Below are 810 nucleotides of genomic sequence, written 5' to 3'. Positions count from 1 at the left end.
CGGCACTTTCGCACACGCTCACGATCGAGGGGAGCGGGTCGTGGGTCACGTATGCGTTCTCGGTGAGCGGCGATCTCGCCCCACGGCGGTATATCGGCGGAGCGGACGAGATCGACGCCGAGGCCGGGCGTGCGACCGGAGGGGTGGCCGGCGGTTACGACAGCTATACGTTCTCCGGCGAGATCACGAGCCTCAGTCTGGGCGGCGACGCGACGCTGTATCTCGACGGCGAGGAGGTGGGTGCCGAGCAGTTCCTGCCTGACGTACTGACGATCGAGGGGAACGGTTCGTGGAGCACCTACGGGTTCGCGACCGGCGGCGGTATCGCTCCGCGTGCTGGCTTGGGCGGTGCTGATGAGATCGACACTGATGCAGGACGTGCAACCGGCGGGGTCGCGAGCGGCTCGGATAGCTACTACGTTTCGGGAGGGCTCACCGACCTCAGCGTGGATGAGGGAGCGACCGTCTATCGCAACGGCGAGAAGGTCGACCAAGACGTCGAGCGTACGCTCACGATCCGAGAGAGTAGCGGTACGTGGGTTACCTACGGGTTCTCGGTGAGTGGCAGCGTTAGCCCGCGGAACAACATCGGCGGGGCGGACGAGATCAGCGCCGATGGGCAGCGCGCGACCGGCGGGGTGATCGACGGCTCCGATGGGTACACCATCACCGGCGAGATCACGAACCTCAGCCTGAGCGGCGACGCCACGCTGTATTTCGACGGGGAGCGGGTCGGAATCGAGCGATTCCTGCCGGACGTGCTGACGATCGAGGGGAACGGTTCGTGGAGCACCTACGGGTTCGCGACCA

General features: G+C 66.0%; 1 pseudogene. It reads left to right on the top strand.

The features are described 5' to 3' along the window. A pseudogene (locus TX76_RS18225) lies at positions 1-810 on the top strand (hypothetical protein); the annotation flags it as partial.

Source organism: Halococcus agarilyticus (assembly GCF_000334895.1).
GTDB classification, from domain to species: domain Archaea; phylum Halobacteriota; class Halobacteria; order Halobacteriales; family Halococcaceae; genus Halococcus; species Halococcus agarilyticus.
Note: the sequence above shows the minus strand (reverse complement) of the source record. Positions and strands in the feature narration are given on the sequence as shown.